14 protein-coding genes are annotated in these 17,547 nt (G+C 53.1%); 6 read left to right on the forward strand and 8 right to left on the reverse strand.

The window, feature by feature from the left end:
• Window positions 1–239: 239 nt before the first annotated feature.
• The 4 genes from ACCI49_RS17045 to ACCI49_RS17060 form a co-directional block, all read right to left on the reverse strand.
• Window positions 240–398, reverse strand: a complete 159-nt coding sequence (locus ACCI49_RS17045; protein ID WP_371840316.1) for a hypothetical protein — start codon at window positions 396–398, stop codon at window positions 240–242.
• A gap of 68 nt (window positions 399–466) precedes the next feature.
• The gene (locus tag ACCI49_RS17050) at window positions 467–2,128 is read right to left on the reverse strand and encodes an alpha/beta fold hydrolase (RefSeq protein WP_371840317.1); all 1,662 of its coding nucleotides are present in this window, start codon (window positions 2,126–2,128) and stop codon (window positions 467–469) included.
• A gap of 60 nt (window positions 2,129–2,188) precedes the next feature.
• On the reverse strand, window positions 2,189–2,806 hold the full coding sequence (locus tag ACCI49_RS17055) for a trimeric intracellular cation channel family protein (RefSeq protein ID WP_371840318.1): 618 nt from the start codon (window positions 2,804–2,806) through the stop codon (window positions 2,189–2,191).
• 222 nt (window positions 2,807–3,028) lie between these two features.
• Window positions 3,029–4,213 (reverse strand): acyl-CoA dehydrogenase, encoded by a 1,185-nt coding sequence (locus ACCI49_RS17060; RefSeq protein WP_371840319.1) that lies wholly within the window; start codon window positions 4,211–4,213, stop codon window positions 3,029–3,031.
• Between the two features lie 321 nt (window positions 4,214–4,534).
• On the opposite strand from ACCI49_RS17060, the gene ACCI49_RS17065 reads away from it, so the two are divergent.
• Genes ACCI49_RS17065 through ACCI49_RS17075 form a run of 3 tightly spaced genes read left to right on the forward strand, consistent with a single transcriptional unit; the run spans window position 4,535 to window position 10,351 of the window.
• Window positions 4,535–5,971 carry an efflux transporter outer membrane subunit gene (locus ACCI49_RS17065; protein ID WP_371840320.1) on the forward strand — a complete coding sequence of 479 codons (1,437 nt, stop codon included), beginning with the start codon at window positions 4,535–4,537 and terminating at the stop codon, window positions 5,969–5,971.
• Window positions 5,971–7,200 (forward strand): efflux RND transporter periplasmic adaptor subunit, encoded by a 1,230-nt coding sequence (locus ACCI49_RS17070; protein ID WP_371840321.1) that lies wholly within the window; start codon window positions 5,971–5,973, stop codon window positions 7,198–7,200. The genes ACCI49_RS17065 and ACCI49_RS17070 overlap by 1 nt, the downstream gene beginning before the upstream one ends.
• Window positions 7,193–10,351: an efflux RND transporter permease subunit gene (locus ACCI49_RS17075; protein WP_371840322.1), complete on the forward strand. Its 3,159-nt coding sequence runs from the start codon at window positions 7,193–7,195 to the stop codon at window positions 10,349–10,351. Before ACCI49_RS17070 ends, ACCI49_RS17075 begins: the two co-directional genes overlap by 8 nt.
• A 151-nt stretch (window positions 10,352–10,502) precedes the next feature.
• On the opposite strand, the gene ACCI49_RS17080 is transcribed toward ACCI49_RS17075, so the two are convergent.
• From ACCI49_RS17080 to phhA, 3 genes are all read right to left on the reverse strand, one after another.
• Window positions 10,503–11,672, reverse strand: coding sequence for a cation:proton antiporter domain-containing protein (locus ACCI49_RS17080; protein ID WP_371840324.1), 1,170 nt, complete (start codon window positions 11,670–11,672; stop codon window positions 10,503–10,505).
• 86 nt (window positions 11,673–11,758) lie between these two features.
• Complete coding sequence (locus tag ACCI49_RS17085) at window positions 11,759–12,235, reverse strand: Lrp/AsnC family transcriptional regulator (RefSeq protein ID WP_020413005.1); 477 nt, start codon at window positions 12,233–12,235, stop codon at window positions 11,759–11,761.
• A 309-nt stretch (window positions 12,236–12,544) separates the two neighbouring features.
• Entirely contained in the window at window positions 12,545–13,351 is an 807-nt protein-coding gene (gene phhA, locus ACCI49_RS17090) for a phenylalanine 4-monooxygenase (RefSeq protein ID WP_371840325.1), read from the reverse strand.
• Window positions 13,352–13,598: 247 nt separating this feature from the next.
• On the opposite strand from phhA, the gene ACCI49_RS17095 reads away from it, so the two are divergent.
• Window positions 13,599–14,972, forward strand: a complete 1,374-nt coding sequence (locus ACCI49_RS17095) for a TyrR/PhhR family helix-turn-helix DNA-binding protein (RefSeq protein ID WP_371840326.1) — start codon at window positions 13,599–13,601, stop codon at window positions 14,970–14,972.
• 7 nt (window positions 14,973–14,979) lie between these two features.
• Here the strand turns inward: ACCI49_RS17095 and ACCI49_RS17100 are convergent, their stop codons facing one another.
• Window positions 14,980–15,297, reverse strand: a complete 318-nt coding sequence (locus ACCI49_RS17100; protein ID WP_371840327.1) for an Mpo1-like protein — start codon at window positions 15,295–15,297, stop codon at window positions 14,980–14,982.
• 142 nt (window positions 15,298–15,439) lie between these two features.
• Between ACCI49_RS17100 and ACCI49_RS17105 the strand changes: the two genes are divergently transcribed.
• The gene (locus ACCI49_RS17105; protein ID WP_371840328.1) at window positions 15,440–16,663 is read left to right on the forward strand and encodes a CaiB/BaiF CoA transferase family protein; all 1,224 of its coding nucleotides are present in this window, start codon (window positions 15,440–15,442) and stop codon (window positions 16,661–16,663) included.
• A 109-nt stretch (window positions 16,664–16,772) separates the two neighbouring features.
• Window positions 16,773–17,138: a VOC family protein gene (locus ACCI49_RS17110; RefSeq protein WP_371840329.1), complete on the forward strand. Its 366-nt coding sequence runs from the start codon at window positions 16,773–16,775 to the stop codon at window positions 17,136–17,138.
• Window positions 17,139–17,547: the final 409 nt, after the last annotated feature.

A 17,547-nucleotide genomic window follows, 5' to 3' on the forward strand; every position in this document is an offset into this window, starting at 1 on the left:
TCGGTGCCAAAAAAGCTGGTTTGTTGGTACTGATCGGTGTCCGTGAGCATCATTATCCTTGAGCATTTCGACCAGAAATTTGGATCAGAATAGCGAAAACTGGTCGAAATGGCTATGTCATATATCCACGTAGTCCTAGTACCGCAAGGCCTAGCGACTTTTTTCAGGGTCGACTAATTAGTGAAAAGTTAATAAAAACCTAAAAATGATATTAAGCTTATCGAAGCTACTAAAAATTCTTAAGGAAGCACGGGGCATTCATCAGTGTCACCTCCACCCATGGAACGGAATTCCGCATTGGTAACAATCCGCTGAACTTCAGCCAGGGGTTTGACACCTTCCTCTAAGTCACAGGCATTCCGCGCAATCCGGTAGTACCAGTAACAAACGTCTTTCATATAGGGGTACTTGAGCCCCGTAATAACAGGGACCTTAACTCGATTTAGCAAAGGGATATTCAAACAGGTTACTGGCCGCTTTCCGGCGCTGGGGCTTCGCTGGTCGGAGTTTCAGTATCGCTATTTTCAATTTCTACCTGCTGCTCTTCCTGCCTTTCTTGTTGAGTGGTTTCCTGGTCGGCCAGCTCCGCTTTGCGGCAATTCATAGTGGTTTCTGTCTGGTCTTTTATCGGATTGTTAAGAAAGCGCGCGGCTGCTTTCTCAGCACAGCTGCTGGCTGAAATAATATCGTGGGCAAGTTGCGGGAACAGCAACCATTGGTGGTTGGGGAGTGCTTTGCGTGCGGTATTCACATCCTCAGCCGACAATACTGGGTCGAGGCCACCGTGCAGAACCATCACTGGCGCAGGTGTGGCAATCGGTTGTGACTCCATTAAGGGAGCTGAGGGAATTGCCCAGATACGGCACTGTAACTGCAAAAGGTTTAGGTCTGAACGCACAGCGCCACCAAGGATTCCGGTGTCTTCGGCATTGGCCCGAGCCTGATCAAAGTCTACAAAGGGGGCCTCTTCATAACAGAAGTGGCTGACACCGGACGCGTCGCCAAAATAGGGGTCCAACACTATCTCCATAAAGTGCCCGATAGCCTTTTGAGCGGGCTCCAGCCTCTCGTCGCTCTTATTTTCCAGTCCCTCAATCACTTTTGGCAGTTCACTGTAAAAATTTTCATTGTACAGTGCCTGAAATAGCACCCGAAGCAGGCGCTGGCCGGAAAGCACGAACGGGTAGGGTTGGTTTGAATAGCGGTGTTTGATAGATATGGTGCGTGGCTCTTCATCTAAAGTCTGCACCAGGTTCTCCAGGCGACGGCCTAGGTCAGGATAGCGGCTGTTACATTTCTTGTCTTCGGTACAATGCTTCAGGCCGCGCTCATAAGCTGCCAGGGAGTCCTGGGCCAGTTGTTGGGTGTAGGAGATATTCGGAAATACAGCGCTATTCAATACCAGGGCACGTACTGAGTCCGGGTAATCTCGCGCGTAGGTAAGGGCATAGCGTGAGGAATAGGAGACACCGTAAAGGTCCAGCTTGTCGATTTTCAATAGTTTGCGCAACTCGTCTACATCTTTGGCAACGATGGCGCTATTGTACTGCGCCATATCCGCCCCTTTGCTTAGGCGGCTATAGCAGCGCTCCATACTGAAAGCGAAAACTCGGGCTTCTTCTTCCGGCGAGAGATTGCGTTGGAAGGCAGTTTGAGCATCTTCAATGAACTCGCTGCAGGTGAGGCGCGGTCTAGCCATTCCGGTGCCGCGAGGGTCGATCACAATCAGATCGCGTCCATCTTCCACAGTCATGGCTGCGTAATTCAGCCACAACCAATCGCTGGCATTTTCGGGTTCAAGTCCCATACTCGCGCCCGGACCACCGGCACCCAGATGTAGCAGTGGTGCCTTACTCGAGTCGGGCTCATTAGCGCGGAATCGGATTACCGGGAAACGGACTTTGCGTCGGGATGGGTGAGCGTAGTCTTCTGGTACTTCCATCATAAAGCATTGGGTGAACGGCCAGCTATCATCGGTTTCAAACCAGCAGGGTTTGGAAATCAGGCGAGTGTAGCTGTTGTGCCCCTTGGTCTCTCCGGCATCCTTCTTTTGACCAGCCCGCTCACAGGCGCTGGCCAGCAGGCAGATAAGGATAAATATGGCGGTGAGAGGGCGGAAATTTCGCACGGGGGTTTTTCCTGTGGGTAAAACTGGTTTGTGTGGTTTTGGGTTCATGCCTGGCGCGAGTCAGTGATTGCCAAAGCGTGCTGTTGGGGCCGAAAGGTTCCAGCGCAGGGCGGCCAGCCTGATAGACAGGATGACGAGTACAGCGATGGCCACTACCAGGTCCCCAGGTAGTATGCCGCTGGCATCCAGGGCAACCAAAACGGCAGCGCCGGTGAGGGCGGCAGTAGCATATATTTCCCTGCGCAGCAGCAAGGGAATATCCCCGGACAGCACGTCGCGGATAACGCCACCAAAGGTGCCTGTCATCATCCCCATTACTATGGCGATAGTGGCGGAATAACCCATTTCGAGGCCCTTCTGGGTGCCGATCACCACAAATACTGCGAGGCCAATAGCATCGGCAAACATCAGTAGGCGCATGGGTACCTGTAAATAGCGTATCAGGTAAAAGCTGACCACACCGGTGATTACGGCAATCCACAGGTAGTAAGGTTCCTGTAGCCAGAAAACCGGGATGTTGAGAATGATGTCGCGGATGGTGCCTCCACCCGTCGAGGTGACGCAGGCGAGTACTACGGCGCCGAACAGGTCCATTTGTTTGTGTCCCGCGGCAAGCACTCCGCTGAAGGCAAATACCGCTATGCCGATCAGGTCGAACCAATGCAGCAGTTGATCCATATTGTCTTTAAATCCACAGACTCGCAAAGCAGGGGAGAATAGCACTCCTTATTTGCCATGGGGAGAGAGGGGTCGACAGTGTGTGACGTAATCAACTGGTACGGAGGGAGAACAGTATTGAAATCGAATATTGAGATACCGAGCTAAAAAGCGGGAAAGGCTAGAGAAAAGGGTGCTGGCGCACCCGCCGGCAAGTGCCGGGGGTGCGCCTGTATGCGGGCCTTAAACGAAAGCCTGCAGTCCGGTCTGGGCGCGACCGAGGATCAGGGCGTGTACGTCGTGGGTACCCTCGTAGGTGTTTACCGCTTCCAGGTTCATCACGTGGCGAATTACGTGGAACTCGTCGGAGATACCGTTGCCGCCGTGCATATCGCGGGAGATACGGGCGATTTCCAGGGCCTTGCCACAGTTGTTGCGCTTCACCAGGGAGATCATGGTCGGGTCGAATTGCTTGTTCTCGTCCATGATGCGGCCAACGCGCAGGGAAGCCTGCAGGCCCAGGGTGATCTCAGTTTGCATGTCTGCCAGTTTCTTCTGGAACAGTTGGGTTTGAGCCAGCGGACGGTTGAACTGTTTACGATCCAGGCCGTACTGGCGAGCGGCGTGCCAGCAGAACTCACCGGCACCCATGGCGCCCCAGGAAATGCCGTAGCGGGCGCGGTTTAGACAGCCGAAGGGGCCGCGCAGGCCGCCGATTTCCGGGAATTTGTTTTCTTCCGGTGCGAAAACATTATCCATCACGATTTCACCAGTGATGGAGGCACGCAGGGAGAACTTGCCTTCGATCTTCGGAGCCGACAGGCCTTCCATACCTTTTTCCAGTACGAAGCCGCGAATGATGTCTTCATCGTCTTTTGCCCAGACTACGAATACGTCGGCAATCGGGCTGTTGGTGATCCACATCTTGGAGCCGCTCAGGCGGTAGCCGCCGTCAACCTTCTTGGCGCGGGTTTTCATGCCACCGGGATCGGAACCTGCATCCGGCTCGGTCAGGCCAAAGCAGCCAATCCACTCACCGGTGGCCAGCTTGGGCAGGTACTTCTGCTTTTGCTCTTCGCTGCCGTAGGCGTATATGGGGTGCATAACCAGGCTGGACTGTACGCTCATGGCGGAGCGGTAACCGGAGTCCACGCGCTCTACTTCGCGCGCTACCAGGCCGTAGGAAACGTAGTTGAGACCGGCACAGCCGTAGCCCTCGATGGTGGAACCGAGCAGACCAAGTTCACCCATTTCGCTCATGATTTCACGGTCAAAGATTTCGTGGCGGTTTGCCTCGAGGACTCTGGGCATCAGCTTGTCCTGGCAGTACTCGCGCGCGGCGTCGCGCACCATACGCTCTTCGTCGGTCAGCTGCTGGTCCAGCAGCAAAATGTCGTCCCAATGGGCGAGGGGCTGATGTTTACTCATGGCTTGTCTCTTCTACTTCCGTTATTAATCTGCACCGGATGTCCAGTTGGTCAGGCTTAAAGAGTGCCTGGCCAACACCGATTGGCTTGGGGACTATTGAAGAATCCCGCGGCAATTCCCGGTGACCATTCAGTTTAGTGTGACGCATCATACCTAAGTAGTTGCGTTGGAGCACTCTTGCAGACGGCAAAATTTCACAGGATTTCCCCCCCCGGTTTGTAAACAAGAGTAAAACGCCTTGCCGGGTATTTTTTCGGCGAGATAATGCACGCAATAAATCTCTACCTTTAATGGCTTAAAACTCTTTTTCGGTGATATTCCTTGTGCTTTTCCCGCGTTTTGGCAATTTGTATTCCCTTGCTTGCCAGCTGTTCTTCACAACCTGTAGAAACCCCTCAATCGCAGGAAATTTTAGGGCTGCCGCAAACTTTTGGTGCTTCCGGCAGTGTGGCTCCGGAATTGCGCTGGTGGCGTAGCTTTCATGACCCGCAATTAGATCAACTGGTTCACTTGGCCCTGCGGGACAATCCGAGCCTGCAGGCCAGTTACTGGCGTCTTGAGCAAGCTGCCGCCGCGGCCCGGGGAGCGCGCTCGGGATTCTGGCCCAGTGTGACCGCCCAGGTGGAAAATACCGAGCAGCGCTATTCATCCGGTGAATTTACTGACCCGTCTAACGAGGGCAACAGCTGGAGCACCCGTATCGCTGCCAGTTATGAAGTGGATTTGTGGGGGCGCGTACGCTCCGGTGCCAATGCTGCTGAGGCGGGCTTCCTGGCACAGGAACAAAACCTTCAGACTGCGGCTCTCAGTTTGGCTTCTGAAGTGTCTGCTACCTGGTTACAGCTGCGCGAGCAGTGGGGGCAGCGCGATTTGCTGGAGCAGCAATTTGAGACCAATCGCAAGAGTCTGAAGGTATTGGAGTTGCGATTTGGTCGCGGTGTCACAGATGCTGCCGATGTGTTGCAGCAACGCCAGCTTGTTCAGAGGTCTGAGCAGGAACTGGAGCAGACCGAATCCGATATCGAAACGCTCAAGGTACAGTTAGCTGCTCTGCTTGGGACCAATGAGCCCCAATTGGAAGGCTATATCCAAGAGGTGGCAAGCTTGCCTGTATTGCCAGGACTGCCAGATACCGGTATTCCCTCCCAGTTATTGTTGCGCCGCCCGGATGTGCGTGAGGCCCAGCGCAACCTGCTTCAGGATTACCACTTGGCGGACCAGTCTTGGGCGGATCGGCTTCCTGTGCTCAGTTTGTCCGCTGTCGCCAGTAATGGCACCAGCCTGATAAGCGATATTACCGAGAACTGGCTGATTGCGATTGCCGCTTCTATTGAGGGTGTCATTTTTGATGGTGGGGCACTGGTTTCCAAGCGAGATCAGCAGGATGCGGTCTTGCAGGAAAGCTGGGCGCTGTATCGCAGTACGGTGAATGAAGCGCTATCAGAGGTTGAACAGGCCTTAATTCGCGAGCGCGCCATTGAGCAGGAGCTTGGGCACCTGCGGGAGCGTGAGCGCCTGTCGGAGTTGATTGCCCAGCGGCGCAGTCGCGCCTATATCAATGGCACTGTGGACTTCCTCAACGTTCTAACCGCGACGACCGATTACCAAAATCTGGCGCGTGAGGTGCTTTCCGCTGAACGCCAGTTGATTGAAAACCGAGTGACACTTTACCGCGCGCTTTCCGGGGGGCTTCCACAGGAGGACCTCCCCGTGCCTGAGCCAGTGGATCTGGAGCTGTACCTGGAGGGGAATTCTTAATGCTGAATAAATTCAATTGGCGCTTGCTGATGCCTGTAGTTTTGCTGGTTTTGGCATTTTTGCTTTCCAGCTGGTTGATCCGTGAGAAACCCACCGTGGGACGTGGTGAGCGCAAGGTGTCAGCACCGGCGGTGGATGTTGCCGTGGCAGAGCAGGGGCGTTTTTCTTTTACCCTGAGTGCCCTGGGAACAGTGGCGGCGCGCGAACAGGCGGAGTTGGAACCGCAGGTGGATGGACAGGTTGAATGGCTTGATTACGATCTGGGGCCAGGTGCGGTTCTGCCAAAAGGTAAGGTGTTGCTTCGTATAGAGCAGGAACCCTATCAGCTGGCGCTAAAAACTGCTCAAAGTACCCTTGCCAAAAGCCGAGCGGAACTCCAGCAGGAGCGTGGCCAGCAGCAGGTGGCTTTGGAGGAATATGAGCTGCTTGGCACAACTCTCTCAGATGCCGACCGCGCACTGGTGCTACGTGAACCCCAGCAGGCCGCTGCCGAGGCTGGCGTGGAGGCTGCAGAGGCCGATGTCGCACTTGCCCAGCGCAACCTCCGTCTCACTCAGGTCCGAGCGCCTTTCGATGCACTTGTAGTGAGTCGCAGTGTGGATGTGGGTGATCGGGTGTCTCCCGGGGATACGCTTTATAGCCTAGCCAGTGCCGATCGCTTCCAGATTGCTGTGGAAGTGCCAGCCTCTCAACTGTATCGCCTGAATAGCAGTGATATTGAAGTGCGTATTTATGGCAGCCAATGGCCCGCAGGTATTTATCGTCGTGGTGAATTCGTTCGCGTGATTCCAGTGTTGGAAGAGCAGGGCAGGCTTGCCAGTGTGTTGGTGGAATTAGACGACCCGCTATCTGTTCAGGACCCATCGCAGCCCCAGTTGTTACTGAATGATCTCGCGCGGGTCGAGATTGTTTCCCAAAGTGAGCAGGAGCGTGTGCGGATTCCATTAAGCGCACTACAGGACGGCGATAACGTATGGGTAGTGCGGGATAACCGCACTGCGGTTTTGCCGGTTGAAGTGGCTTATACCAGCGGGGATTACGCAGTACTGGAGAAAGGTCTCAGTGGGGGTGAAACCCTGGTGACTACGCGCCTGATTACAGTTACCGAGGGAATGCCCGTGCGGATCGCTGGAGAGATTAACCTGTCCCGTCTGCCACCGGCAGATGCGGCGGCCTCTGCCGAAAATTCCACTAGAAAAGGCCCTCGTGGCGGAGGCGCGAATGAATGAGCTGAGAGTGGAAGACGGAGATATCGATACCAAAACGGGCGCCATCGCCTGGATGGCGCGAAATCATGTCACCGCAAACTTGCTGATGCTGGTGTTTCTTGTCGGCGGGCTGATATTTTCCGTGATCGTCAAGAAAGAGGTTTTTCCTGAATTCAGTTTGGATTTGGTCAGCGTTTCCATTTCTTATCCTGGCGCCAGTCCGGAGGAAGTTGAACGCGGGGTGCTGGTAGCGGCCGAGCAGGCGGTGCAGGGCTTGGTGGGTATTAAGGAGATGCGTGGCAGTGCCCGGGAAGGCTCTGCCGTACTCAACCTGGAGCTGGAAGGTGATGCCGATGCCAATCTTGTCTATCAAAATATCCAACAGGCGATCGATTCGGTAACGACATTTCCCGCCGATATTGAGCGGCCCCAGGTGAACCTGGCCGAACGCAAGCGCGATGTATTGGATCTGGTCCTTCATGGCAACCTGGATGAGCGGAGCCTGCGCGCAATTGCCATGCAGGTGTATGACAAATTGGAGGCCCACAGTGGCATAACCCAGCTGGAGGCCCAGGGTGTCCGCGATTTGGAAGTGGCGGTGGAAATACGCCGTGACGATCTGCGCCGCTATGACCTGACCCTGGCCCAGGTGGCCACAATTGTTCAAAACGCTGCAGTGGATATTCCCACCGGTAGTGTTAAAACCGATGCCGGTGAAATTCTGGTGCGGGTTACCGAACGGCGTGATTGGGCGCGGGAATTTGGCGATATTGTTGTTACCCAGGGTGGTGGCGGTGGCGCGGTTTATTTGCGTGATATCGCTACTATCAGCGATGCCCTCGAGGATGAGGCCCGCAATATGGTGTTTAACGGTGAGCCGGCCGTTGGTATCAAAATTTATCGGGTGGGAGACCAGACTCCACTGAGTGTGAGCGATGCCGCAAGGGAAGTTATTGATGAAGTTCGGGCGTCGTTGCCGCAGGGAGTGAGCCTCACTATCCGCGATGATGATTCCGAGATTTTTAAGGAGCGCTTGTCGCTGTTACTAAAAAACGGCTTTATCGGTTTGTTGCTGGTTTTTGTTGTACTTGGGGCTTTCCTGGAATTGCGCCTGGCTTTCTGGGTAACACTGGGTATTCCAATTAGTTTCCTCGGCGCGTTGCTTTTCCTGCCCGGGTTGGATATTTCTATCAGTATGGTGAGTATGTTCGCCTTTATCATCGCCCTGGGTATTGTGGTGGATGATGCAATTATTGCCGGCGAAAATATTCACGAGTGGCGCCAGAAGGGTTATAGCAATTTACAGGCGGCAATCGCTGGTGCCAGGCAGGTGGCCGTTCCCCTGACATTCGCCATCCTCACCAATATTGTCGCTTTTATCCCGTTGATGGCGCTGCCTGGATTTATGGGAAAAATCTTTGGCGTTATTCCCTTCGTTGTGGGCTCGGTATTTATTATCTCCTGGGTTGAAGCACTGTTTATTCTACCTGCGCATCTGGCCCATTCGCGCCGAGGCTATAAAAGTCCGCGGGCGCAACGTTTTGCAGCCCGCCAGGAGAGATTGGCTCGTGGCCTGGATCGATTTGTACAGGAGCGATTCCGCCCGTTGCTTGAAGCCTGTGTGCGACACCGATACACCACTATCGCAATTGCCATTTCCACGCTGCTGGTAGTTGGTGGCTATGCCGCCAGTGGTCGTATGGGCTTTACGTTGATGCCCAGGGTAGAGCGGGATTCCGGTCGCTTTGCGGTGACTTTCCCCACGGGAACAGCGCAACACCAGTTGGAGAAAGCCAGATCCCAGATTATTGCCGGTGGCAACAAGGTTCTGGAGCAATACGATCACGACGCTGTATTTCTCGGTAATCGCGGTTTGATGGGAGATGACTCAGTCCAGGTGGACTTTTTCTTCGTGCCATCGGATCAGCGAGAATTTTCCACCGGTGAGTTTGTCCGTGCCTGGCGGAAAGAAGTTGGTGTAATTGCCGGAGCTTTAAGTGCGACTACGGCCTCCGATCGGGGAGGGCCCGGCGCAGGTTCTTCTCTCACGGTTGAGCTTCGCCATATCGATACAGCAGTCCTGGATCAGGCGGCGGCGCGATTGGGTGCCGAGCTGGCAAAATTTCCCAATGTCAGCGATATCGATGCGGGCGTTACCCTGGGGAAAACCCAGCTTGACCTGACGCTTACTGAAACCGCCAAGAGTCTGGGCTTGTCGGCTGAGGAGATTGGCCGGCAGATACGTGCGGCTCTCTATGGTGATGAGGCGCTGCGGCAACAGCGCGGCCGAGATCAGGTCAAGGTCATGGTGCGTTTGCCGGAGAGCGAGCGGGTCAGTATGGATGACGTTAATAACATTATGATTCGGGCGGGCAGCGGCCTTTGGATGCCTCTTACGGATCTCGTGGTTATCGATAAGGGGCGCGCTTATGCAACCATTAACCGTCGTGCGGGGCGCCGGGTGCTGACAGCCTCTGCCAATGTGGAGCCCAGTGATCAGGCGGCATTGGTCATCAATGAGCTGGATCGCAGTGTTATTCCGCAGCTGCAAGCAGAGTTTCCCGGTCTTACTATTTCATACGAAGGACGTCAGGCGGATGAGCGCGAAGGGCTCGCTTCCCTTGGCCTGACATTTCTGCTGGCTATGGCTGTGCTTTATCTGTTACTGGCAATTCCCTTGAAAAGCTATATGCAGCCATTAATTGTGATGGTGGCGATTCCCTTTGGGGTTATTGGTGCAATCCTGGGGCACTTGGTCATGGGGTATGGCATGAGCATGGTGAGCTTGTTGGGGATGGTGGCTCTTGCTGGTGTTGTGATTAACGATACCCTGGTGATGATCGAGTACAGTAATCGCTTGCGAGAGGAAGGCGTTGATGTTGAGACTGCAATCAAGCGTGCGGCAGCGCGCCGCTTCCGACCGATTGTTTTAACCACGGTAACCACTTTCTGTGGCTTGATGCCGATGATTTTTGAAACCTCGGTACAGGCGAAATTTATGATTCCAATGGCGATCTCCCTGGGCTATGGAATCCTTGCAGCTACGGCTATTTCACTTTTATTGGTGCCCTGCTTGTACCTGATGTTTGGGAAAGACATACCTCGTATATTTAGCGCCCTGAAAAACGCCATTAAGTCATTTACTGGCACCGCTCAAGCCGGAAATTACTAAAAAAGGGGCAAGGAAAGAATACACTGCGCTCGGGACCGTATGAGGCATGGATGCCGATTACGAGTTTACAGGGATGTATTCACAGCGAGTCTCGTGTGCAGTGTGTTCTTTCCTTCTGACCCAGTAGTAAATGCCGGCCAGCTGCGCAAGGTTAATCCCTGCGCAGCTCGTCTTTGATTGCGATGGGATTGGGAAAATTCATCACCACGATATAAGAGGAGATCAGGAAGGTAATAATTGCCGTAGCTTGAATTAAGTGAGAGGCAGCGCTGCCGATTAGGTTTTGGCTATAGGCAAGTAAGGCGATGAGTAGGGAAAACTCGCTGATTTGCCCCAGGCGGAAGCCAATATCCCAGGCCAGAACTTTAAGCTCGCTCTGGTTGCCCAGCAAATAGCGGAAAACTACCGGTTTTGCCAATAAAACTACCGTAGCAGTTACTATTGCCGGCACCAGGATTTCCGGCAGCATGGCCAGTTTGAATTGAGCCCCAAGGCTGAAGAAGAATAGGATTAGAAAGAAATCCCGTAATGGTTTCAGGTTTAGGGCGATATATTGGGAAATCCGGCTGGCAGCAAGAGTAATACCGGCAATAAAGGCACCAATTTCTCGCGATAATCCTAGTGATTCCCCCAATTCAGCCATCCCCATACACCAGCCCAGGGCCATCAGGAAAATATACTCGTGGAATCGATCGAAACGGCTGAATAGCGGTAGTAAAAGATATTTCACAGCTACCCAGGCGAATAGCACCATCAGCGGCAGTGAGCCAAAAGAGAGCGCAATTTGACCCAGATGCATATCTCCGGCGCTGTCGCTGAGCAGGATCATTAAGCAGACGATGGCGACAAAATCCTGGAAAAGTAGCAGCCCCACCATCAACTCACCCAGGTGTTTATGGTGCAGTACTGTTGTGGGCAGTAGCTTGATACCGATAATGGTGCTGGAAAACATCAGGGCCATGCCGATTACCCAGCTCTCTGTAGTGGTAAAACCAAATAGCTCACCGATACAAAAGCCCAGTCCGAGAAAGATTGCGCAACTCACAATTCCAACGAAAGTAGCTTTGCGCAGTACTGAGATCAGGGCCTGCGGCTGCATGTCTAATCCAAGCAGGAACAGCAAAAATATAATGCCCACGCTGGACATATCAGAAAGCAGACGCAGGTTATCAATCACTGCAAGCCCGGAGGGCCCGAGCAATACACCCAGGGCGATATAGGCGACCAATAGCGGCTGGCGGCCGAAGAGGGCCAGGGTGGCGAATATCGCCGCGCCACTAAAAATTAAAAAGAAAGACTGGAAGAGAGAGCTGTCCGCCACATGTCATCCTTGCGAGTGAGCGAGATTCCATCATTATCCATAGTTGTGTGGACAGCCGGTAGTCTCCGCCGATTATGCCCCGGGTATTAATCCTTGTTTTCCGCAGGAATCGGCAGTTCAGTAGTGCTCTTAATCTGCTCCAGGGCAAAGTTCGAAATAATATCGCTGATACCTACACGCCTGATCAGCTCCTTATAGAAGCGGTCGTAAGCGGCGATATCACTGACTACCACCCTGAGCAGGTAATCGTAATCACCGGCCATACGATAGCAGTCTACCACCTCTGGCAGTTGGGCCACGTGCTCGGCAAAAGCATCCGCCCACTCCGGTGTGTGCTGGTCGGTCTTTACCTGGGCGAATACTGAGACAGGTAGGCCCAGGATCTCCGCATTCAGCAATGCAACTTTGCGGCGGATAATGCCGCTTTTCTCCAGCTTTTGCACCCGGCGCCAGCAGGGGGTTTTGGTTAGACCAACACGCTCCGCCAGCTCCTCAATTGAAAGGCTGACGTCGGATTGGAGGATAGCAAGAAGTTGTCTATCAATCGCGTCAAGTGAGGACATAGTGCTACAGTGCTCCCAAAACTACGGAGTTCTGTGTCCCTACCTGCATTTTTAAGCCATCGCTGGCATGCAACCCCATGTGCTAGTTTGGCATTCCGGGTGTAGATAGCGCAGGAAGGTAGTTTGCCTCCCTCTACACAACCTGCTGTAACGATAGGCTCAGGCCTACTATGCCGGTAGTGGAATTTTCCCCAAGTGCAACGTTTATGAGAGCACTTTGTGTAAATTCCCCGCGTGTGGGAAATAAGCAGGTGGGAGAGGGGCGGGTGCTGGGCCGCAAGCTGCGACCCGTCAGGGTACTGCTTATGCTTATGCGGCGTCTTTTGGAGGGAAGCGGGGTTCAAAAAGGCCGAGTTCAATAGCTTCGCGCACTTTGGACATCAGATCGATCTCCGTGAGGTCTTGGAGCTGCTGTAAATTGTTTAGCACGTAATAGATTGGTTGGACGATATCAATGCGGTAAGGCGTGCGCAGGGCATCGATTGGGGAGAAATCGTAGCGCTCAGGCTCATGACTAAGTGCGGACAAAGTCTCCTTGGGGGAGGAGAGAATACCCCCACCGTAGATACGCAGCCCATCTTTGGTGTTGAGCAGACCAAATTCAACCGTAAACCAGTAGAGCCGAGCCAGGTAAGCGCGTTCTTTTGGCGAGGCCTGAAGGCCCAATTGCCCGTATTTTTCCGTGAAATTGGCAAAGGCTGGATTGGTGAGCATGGCGCAGTGCCCGAAAATTTCATGGAAAATATCCGGCTCCTGCAGGTAGTCAAACTCCTCGGGGGTGCGGATAAAAGTGGCCACCGGGAATTTTCGGTCGGCTAATAGGCCAAAGAAGGTCTCAAAACCGATCAGTGCGGGTACTCTTGCCACTTCCCAGCCAGTCTCCTTGCGCAGCACGCTGGAAACCTCTTCGAGCTGAGGAATGCGATGGCGAGGCAGGTCCAGGAGTTCCAGGCCGTGCATATATTCGTCGCAAGCGCGGCCGGGCAGAACCTCGAGTTGACGCTCAATAAGCCGTTGCCACGTCTGGTGTTCCAGATCCGTATATTCGATAAAGCCCTGCTCATTAGGTTCACGAGCTACGTATTTTGTGCTCTTCTTGGCTGCTTCTTTTTTCATGGTTTTGTCTCCTGCGGCCCGCCAGTCCCCCGTCATTTTCGGGGCCCAGTTGCCCTGCCGCTGAACCTTTGTTGTTATGTCTCTCCTTTATTTTTAGTCAGATAAGCGCCTGGTGGGGAGGGGGGGGAAGACACTATTGTGCCGCTTAGGGCAATCCAATTACACTTCTTGTAAAGAATTCTTTACAGGTGGGCGGGTGAGGATTGAGATAACTTGTGCTAATCGAGTCGGTATTTTGCATGAAATTATGCAAATTTTCGGCGAATATCGTATTAATGTCACTTCAGGAGAGCTCGGGGGTGACAGCGGTGATAAAGTCTACCTGATAGCGCCGGGAATGCTCGCTGCTCAGTACCAGACCATAGAAAAATCCCTTTACCGGGTGCCTGGCGTGCAAAGGGTGAGACGCATTTCCTTGCTGCCCCTGGAGCGGCGCTATTTTGAATTAGATACGCTTTTGCGGCATGTGACAGACCCGGTGCTCAGCGTAGATCGTGAAGGCAGGGTGATTGCTGCAAATTTGGCAGCTGCGAGAGCGTTTGGCGTTAGCCTGGATAAGGTGCCGGGACTGCAGCTGCAGCGCTTCCTGCCTTTGATGCAAGTAGCCGAGTTACTGCGGGATTTTGCTGTGCCCCGCTTTGGCTTGCCAGTAGTGGTACGAGGGAAGAGTTTCCGTGTGGATTGGTCACCTATAGCGCTGGATAGCCCCGCCGATGTGGACTCCCTTGCGGGCGCAGTCCTGCGAATGCAGCTTAGGGAAAGGAGCGAGTTTATTGCCGAGTTGCCGCAGCCTACGGCCCTTTGGGATTTTGATTTGCGTCGGGAGAGCTGTCTGAAATTGCAAAGCCTTGCCGGGCTGTCCTCCCCGCTTTTGATTACTGGTGAGCAGGGTAGTGGTAAAAGCACTTTTGCCTGCGCCGTGCATTATCTTTCCCCCTCTGCCGCACGATCGGACTGCCAGCGCATAGTGCCCCAGGAAGGCAAGATGGAAGTATTATCGCACCTGCGCGCTTCAGGGACCTTAATCCTGGAAGACCTGCACCACCTGAATGCCGAAGCACAAATTGCACTTTTACGCCGTTTGCGTTCACTGCCGCCATCTATTCGTCTGGTGGCTACTTGCAGCGATACAAAGGCTTTGCAGCCGGCCCTGGCTCAACTATTTGCTTCCTTAGCTATTGTATTGCCGCCCCTACGCAATATGCGTCCAGCGATACCACACTTTGCCCAAATGTTGTTGCGGCAGGAATGCGCCAATGAAGCTGAATTGGATTTTGCTGGAGAGGTGGAGAGGTTGATCAAGCACCACGATTGGCCGGATAACTTCAACGGCCTGCGCGACTACTTGGTAGCTGCTGCAGCTAACTGCCGAAGGCGCAGTGTTAGTAAAATCGAGATACAAGATGTGCCGGAGCTGGACCTGCAGGTGAAGCTGCCTTGGAGGGATTGGGGGCGGGGCCTTTCCTATAAAGAAATGATGGAACAGCTGGAGCGGGCACTACTCAGTGATCTGATTGCCGGGCGCCCTTCAACCAGGCAGCTTGCAAAGGAACTGGGCATCTCTCATACCGCCGTCGCCAACAAGCTGCGTAAATATGGCTTGTCGGCGGACAAAAAATAAGCAAAGATCAGCGCGCGATACGGCCCAGCAACATATCTTTAAACATAACAAAGTCACCCATAAAACTGTAAAAGGGATACTTAAATGTGGCGGGACGGTTGTGTTCGAAAAAGAAATGTCCGATCCAGGCAAACCCGTAACCGGCTACAGGGGTAACGGCAAGCCACAGCATGTCACCGGTGGTTATTGCCGCAATCAGGGTAGCGAATACCAGGGTGGTGCCCAGGAAGTGAAGTCTTCTGCAAGTGAGATTGCTATGTTCTTGTAAGTAGAAAGGATAAAAGTCGCGAAATGATTCGAATTTTTGGGCTTCTATAGCGGCCATACTGCGCCTCCTTATTTTTATTGCGCACCTCAGTGTACGGCGATTTCTGCCAGCTTCCAAGTTGGGCGTGGGCGCTAAATATCTGTTAGGCTGCCGCAAAATTATCCGGGGATGCTCCCCGTGTTAGCGAAACGAGGAAGTTATGGCAGGTCCGCTCGCGCATTTAAAGGTACTTGATCTCAGTCGTATTCTTGCAGGCCCTTGGGCTGGGCAGGTATTTGCCGATTTTGGCGCAGAAGTGATTAAAGTGGAGCGCCCTGAGCGGGGTGATGATACGCGCCACTGGGGCCCTCCCTACCTGAAAGATGAGCAGGGTAATGATACCGCCGATGCGGCTTATTACTTGAGCGCCAATCGCGGCAAGAAATCCGTCACCGTGGATATCACCACTGAGGCGGGCCAGGAACTGATCAAGCAATTGGCCGCACGCTGCGATATCCTGCTGGAAAACTACAAGGTTGGCGGCCTTAAAAAGTACGGTCTGGATTATGAATCCATCAGAGCAATTAACCCCAGTGTAATTTACTGCTCTATTACTGGCTTCGGCCAGACCGGCCCCTACAAGAATCGTGCTGGTTACGATGCCATGATCCAGGGAATGGGAGGCTTGATGAGTATTACCGGAGTGCCGGAAGGCCATCCCGGTGCCGGCCCGCAAAAAGTGGGGGTGGCGGTTGCCGACCTGATGACTGGTATGTATGCCGTGTCCTCCGTGCTTGCAGCGGTGGTGCATCGCCAACAGACTGGAGTGGGGCAGCATATCGATTTGGCCTTATTGGATACCCAAGTGGCCTGGCTCGCCAACCAGGCGCAGAATTATCTCACCTCTGGGAAAAGTCCTGAGCGCCAGGGCACCGGCCACCCCAATATAGTGCCTTACCAAGCCGTGCCCTCAAAAGATGGCTATTTTATGTTAGCGGTGGGTAACGATGATCAATTCAAGCGCTTCTGTAAGATCGCTGATATTGAACAGCTAGCTGATAATCCCGCTTATGCCACCAATTCTGCGCGGGTGGTGAGTCGTGAGGAGTTGATACCGCAAATTGAAGAGGCGACTCGTCAGCAATGCTCTGCTTGGTGGCTCGAAAAGCTCAGTGATGCCCATGTGCCTTGTGGACCGATCAATACACTGGAAGAGGTCTTTGCTGATCCCCAGGTGCAGGCGCGCGGTATGGTGGTAGAGCAGGATCACCCAGAAGCGGGCAGGGTAAAGACTGTACGTAACCCGGTTATCTTTTCTGAGTCTGTTCTCGACTATCAGCAGGCGCCTCCTGTATTGGGCCAGCACACTGATGAGGTTCTGCGGAATTTACTTGGTAAAGATGAAGAGCAGGTTAGCGAGCTGCGCCAGAACGGAATCGTGTAACAGTTAACCTTAGCCCGGCAATACCGGCTGCCGGGCTAAGCCTTTATACTGTCCGAGCGGAGAGTCTCTGTGCCGCTCGTTAGCCAGATAAATAATATAGGGAGATGTTATGCAGCTGGACCACTTCAATATCACAGCACCCATGGAGCAGTTGGTCGGCGTGCGGGATTTCTATACCGAAGTCCTCGGCCTAACTGAGGGGGAGCGTCCAAATTTCAATCGCAAGGGATTTTGGCTTTACGGAAATGGCAAACCCATTCTTCACCTGATTGAAGGGGAAGTCTCTGGTGAACAACCTGCAAAGCCGTACCTGGATCATGTGGCTTTCCATACAGATGACCTTCAACCAATAAAAGCAAGGTTGGACTCTTTAGGAGTTGCCAGTAAGCAGGTGGGTGTGCCTGGGCGTAATCTCAGGCAGTTGGTATTTTTTGACCCAGTGGGGATAAAGGTGGAGGTAAATGCGCGCAGTTAAGTCGTCAGTTACCAGGTGGAAACTTCAAGGAAAAAATTATTTTGTCGCCAAATACATAGTATAGAGGTGCGGAGTAGTTCAATTTATCATTTGGTGTCGATTGAGTTGAATTGGAAAGATTTATTCTGTGTTGACCCAGTTTCGATATGGTGGGTTGTTTTCGACTGAAAATAAATTCCTTTCTGGTGTAAATTATTTGATTTTCGTCTTCAGTATATTCCTTTTTGTACCCCTTTATTCTATGCATTTTTAAGAATGAAGTGTTGATTGTGTCTAATTATTAATTATAGATTTATTAATTTATAAATATTCTTGTAAGCACAATTCAATTTTTGTAAATTGCGCGCGCAATCCTACCTTTGGTCAGAGTGATCATTAAATATCCTCAAAAAATTTGGGGTCCGCTTCC

This window comes from Microbulbifer epialgicus, from assembly GCF_041447265.1.
GTDB classification, from domain to species: Bacteria; Pseudomonadota; Gammaproteobacteria; order Pseudomonadales; family Cellvibrionaceae; genus Microbulbifer; species Microbulbifer epialgicus.